This is a genomic window from Aeromonas sp. QDB18, assembly GCF_027705325.1.
Classification (GTDB): domain Bacteria; phylum Pseudomonadota; class Gammaproteobacteria; order Enterobacterales; family Aeromonadaceae; genus Aeromonas; species Aeromonas caviae.
The window spans coordinates 1-4,177 of record NZ_JAPDBQ010000217.1 but is presented as its reverse complement, the minus strand read 5'-3'; the positions used below and the strand labels follow the sequence as shown (position 1 = coordinate 4,177).

The 4,177-nt window shown below is 49.7% G+C and carries 5 protein-coding genes; 1 reads left to right on the top strand and 4 read right to left on the bottom strand.

Annotated elements, in window-relative coordinates:
* The first annotated feature begins 72 nt into the window (after window positions 1-72).
* A complete protein-coding gene (locus OKC30_RS20035; RefSeq protein ID WP_201035585.1) occupies window positions 73-378 on the top strand; it encodes a hypothetical protein in 306 nt (101 codons plus the stop codon).
* A gap of 34 nt (window positions 379-412) precedes the next feature.
* Here OKC30_RS20035 and OKC30_RS20030 read toward each other — a convergent pair whose 3' ends face one another.
* The 4 genes from OKC30_RS20030 to OKC30_RS20015 all read right to left on the bottom strand — a co-directional run bounded on the left by OKC30_RS20030 (window position 413) and on the right by OKC30_RS20015 (window position 3,779).
* On the bottom strand, window positions 413-790 hold the full coding sequence (locus OKC30_RS20030; protein ID WP_114523101.1) for a hypothetical protein: 378 nt from the start codon (window positions 788-790) through the stop codon (window positions 413-415).
* Between the two features lie 459 nt (window positions 791-1,249).
* Window positions 1,250-1,519 carry a PapB/FocB family fimbrial expression transcriptional regulator gene (locus tag OKC30_RS20025; protein ID WP_114523103.1) on the bottom strand — a complete coding sequence of 90 codons (270 nt, stop codon included), beginning with the start codon at window positions 1,517-1,519 and terminating at the stop codon, window positions 1,250-1,252.
* Window positions 1,520-1,831: 312 nt separating this feature from the next.
* The gene (locus OKC30_RS20020) at window positions 1,832-2,218 is read right to left on the bottom strand and encodes a hypothetical protein (protein WP_270809776.1); all 387 of its coding nucleotides are present in this window, start codon (window positions 2,216-2,218) and stop codon (window positions 1,832-1,834) included.
* A gap of 139 nt (window positions 2,219-2,357) precedes the next feature.
* Window positions 2,358-3,779: a DNA cytosine methyltransferase gene (locus OKC30_RS20015; RefSeq protein ID WP_270809775.1), complete on the bottom strand. Its 1,422-nt coding sequence runs from the start codon at window positions 3,777-3,779 to the stop codon at window positions 2,358-2,360.
* Between the last annotated feature and the right edge of the window lie 398 nt (window positions 3,780-4,177).

Here is a 4,177-nt window from a genome sequence, read left to right as displayed (position 1 = left end):
AGCAGCGAAAATCGATACAGAACAGGACCTTAGAAGGAATTTCAAATGAAGTGTTTTCTTAAGGTCCTGTATATGAACGATGAATATGGTTATGGCCAGCATGATGCGCAGAGTTTTAAATTCAGCGTAGAGAGTTGCAATGAGAAAGTGCCGGTGCTGCTTGGTAATGCTCAAAAGAAGAAATTTACGCAGAATGACGTGTCACTATTTAAGGTGCTGCATGAGAAAGTGATGGAGGAAAATAATGTTGCAAAGGAGGCATATCGCAGTGGAATTAAATTGGTCAACATGCCCCCCAAGAAAGACCTCGACAAATGCTATGGCTACTTATCAGATTACATGAGTCTTTACAGCGCAGCCCTCTCTGCTCGGGGTTAGCATCTGGCGTTCCACTATAATGCCTCGCTGTTTACTAATCCCTGCGCTTTGGAGTCCTAAACCCCAGGTGATAGATAGCAATCATGGTACTCACGAAGAAGAGTAAGAACGGCAGCACAGTCCTGAATGGGAATGCACTGGGGGCCTGCCCCTCTCTCGGTATGGTCATCATCTTATAGTCACGAAAATGCCAGATTCGACCGCTCATATCTGCCAGACGGTAAGACCGGTCCCAGGCGGTGGTGACATCACCCGTGAGGGTTTGATCGTTCGGAAGTGTCACGGTGACTTGATGGCGAACAGTGCTGACCGATTGCCATTGAACGCCAAAATCCATGACTCGCATTGCCAGCCATAACCAGCACAAACCGGCTAGAAAAATCACAGGGACATCGAGTGTTCTATTCAACATTCATTGGGCTTCCTTGCGAAGACAGCCAGATCTGAACGCCTGCAGACTTGGCAGGTAAGTACCGCTTTGCAAATTAGTGGTATGCCTCAACCAGATGCTCACCGCGGGACGAATAGGTGAATATGCCGCTTCCACATTGCCCACCGATCGCTGGCTGCATGTAGCCCTGCCGGTGGTCCCAATCCTCACACGTCTGTTCGATCTGGTCGTAAGTGACCTTGAATCGTTTGGCGACATCTCGGAAGGTCGGGTACTGAGCGCCTATCGCTTTCGCTGCAGGCGTGGTCGCATATTCGCTGGCATAACTGAATAGTTCAGATGGAGACACAGAGCATTCCTCTAATCGCGTAGGGGTGAAGCCATCACGCAGCGTGGTTAACATCCTGGTATGGGGTGGGCTGGGGTTCATCGGTGGCCGTTACACTGGTCGGCATTGACTACAGTGATGGCCACCCGGTGTCAGTGTCGGGGATCATGTGGGGTCCGCTTCTTTACTTCAGGAGCAGGGTAAAGCTCCTCGTGATAGAGGGACACGAGGTGTTTGACGGCCGCCTCGATCTCACGCAGTCCCGTCAGGCGTTTAGACAGAAGCCCGCGGTTGACGCCATGTTTCTCCGCAGCCTCCTTCTGAGTGCTGCCTAACACCATCACTTCATACATGGCCTGGATAATGGCGTCTGAGGTCATCTTGGTCAGCGCTATTAGCCCGTCGAATTGTTTCTTGTTCATCTACGAAGTCCTACAACAACCAACGGATGATAAGGGTCATATTCTCTCTCCGGTAAGCGTCCCTCAAAGTAGCTTGGGACGCCCCATAGGCAACATCGAGTATCCGTCCGGGCAGGACTCTGACCATGATGTGGTCGGGCTACCGGGCAGAGTACCCATCTATCATCCCTGCTAGGCCGGTCATAAAGCAAGAAAAATGACTAATAAAGGTCATTTGGTTGCTCGGAGTGGCAGTCTTAGCCGGACATTTTGATTCTGCAGCGTTAAAAATGAAAAAAGCCACTGTGTGTTGAACACGAGTGGCTTAGTGAGTTAATGGAACATCATGCCGGTCAAGGTCACGAGTTCACGTAAGTTGCGGAACAGCTGGCTGTGCGCTGCTTTCGCAGAGCTTGGCTCGTTGTCGAACATGCACATCTCTTTGATCACGTAACCCTTCATGGGAACACGTTGGAGATAGCACAGAGCGGAGTTGTCCGCAGTGGTAATGGCACCGTTGAGCAGGGTCACCTTGAGGGTGTTAAGACAAACTCTATATTCGAAACCATCTCCTTCCCGAACAATGCTGTTCTCGGTATCGAGCGTACAGCGCCGTTGCTGACGTTTCAGCAGATCAGCGAGTTGAGCAGTGATGGAGGTGCAACCACCGGCGTTAAGCAGGTAGGCGGCGTTCAGTTGGCTCAGATTAGTGATGCACATAATATGTTTCCTTTGCCAAAAGGCATTTAGGTCCAAAAAGGACATGGTCAAGACCGGTCAGGTCTTTGATCGGGGGGTATATCCAGAAGGATTGGAGCAATGCCCTCTCAGGTGAGAGGGGCATTGTTGGGGGGGTTGCTTAGGCTGCTTTGTGGGTCGGGGCGCTGAATTGCGATCCGGCACCACCAGACAGTGCTGCGAGCATATTACTGCCCAGCGCAAAGCCGACTGCTTCGAATGGTGGCCAGCAGACAGACTGCCCAAGAACCTCATGGGCGGTTGTATCACTTAACCCGTCGATAATACTGACGGGAATACCTTTACCTCTAGCGTGCTCAATAGGAGTGAGCAAACGAGAGAGCGCAGGATCAGTTGGATGACAAATAAACGGCTCGGTGGAGCGCGCCTTATTATACCCCTTGGCCACACAACCATATTTTTCGTCGCTTGCTTTAATTAGCTGGCGGCGAAATCCTTTCCCAGCCTCTAAATCTCTCAATTCTTTATCTGCCAGGTAATCATAAGTTTTCCACATCGGTGAATTATCTGGAATATTCTCCAAAATATCACCAACACAGGATTCTTTGACCTTGGTAGGAATCAGAGTTTCGAGCACTGCCGTTTCCATGGCACCGGGGGTTCTGGCAATAACACAAAGCCGTTGCCGATCCTCGATACAGCCATGTTGACTGGCATCTAAGATGGTTTCTTCCAGCACGTAACCGCGACTGGAAAGCACCGAACGGATGACCGCCATACTCGCCGTGGACGAATATGGGACCACGTTCTCGATGACCACAATGCTGGGGTTTAGCGCAGTTACCGCCGAAAGGAAGTAATAGAACAATGCCCCTGCTTCTTGATGGTCTTCAGCGCAAGCCAATTTGTTTTTAGCTCTGCCAGATAAACTAGCGCCTGTGCATGGGATTCCAGCACAAACGACATCTACAGATGTGCCGCGTGGATTGAAATGCTCAATACCACCCTCAAACAAAACAGAATCTGCTTTGAACAAATGGTAGTTGTTGGCGAGCGAACTCTCCAGATACTTCGACTCAAGCTCTACGGCGACCTTCACGTAACTGGTAACACCAGCACGTTCAAGCCCTGCATGAACTGCATTGTCCAGTACACCACCGCCGTGGAATAACGACGCCACAGTGATAGCTTCCCCCGTCGCCAGCTTGCGCTGAAGACGTTCGACCCGCTCCTTAGCATCACTGCTAGAGACCTGGGCGGTTATCACCATTTTCTTGTCACGAATGGCAATGCGGATCTCTTCCGATTCGGAAAAGAGGTCCAAAAATTCACGACTATTCATGTCAATAACTGGGAGATAACTCTCGTCCGAACCCCTCAGCTTGCGCCGAGAGACCGTGCCAGAATAATTCTCCAAGTCAGTCCCAAAGGTCACTTTCACTTGGCCCGCGTCCTGATCGAAATTCAGTTGGTATTTCATACCAATCTCGATTCCTTCGCGTTCCAATTTCCGACCTTCGAGCCACACGCGGGGTAAACCTTTATTTGTAGAGCCGATCTTAGTTGCGATTACAGTAGCCATAATAAAAATCTCCATTGCCAAAAGGCATTTAATTCCATAAAGGAAGGGTGTCGTATTACCGAATGGGTAAGTGAATAAGCCTGAAGGAAATCAGGCTGATTTTGAGCGCAACATAACCATCAGTTGAAACGCCTCTTGGTAAAGTCGTTCCAGGTTGTCGTAGGTAAGGTAAATAACAGCTCCATTTAAGAAAGCTGCCTTTTTCCAACCAGCGACCACAGCTACTTCGAGAGCAGAAATATACTCATCGACATTGCTATGCCCAATCTGATACCGGTGCCCGTCCATTACCAACCAAGCAGAGGCTTGTTTAGTGCAGGTACATGTACAGGATCTTTAGCTACAACCAATTGAAATAGATAGAAAAAAGGCTTCGTTTGTGATCTGATTTAATCGCA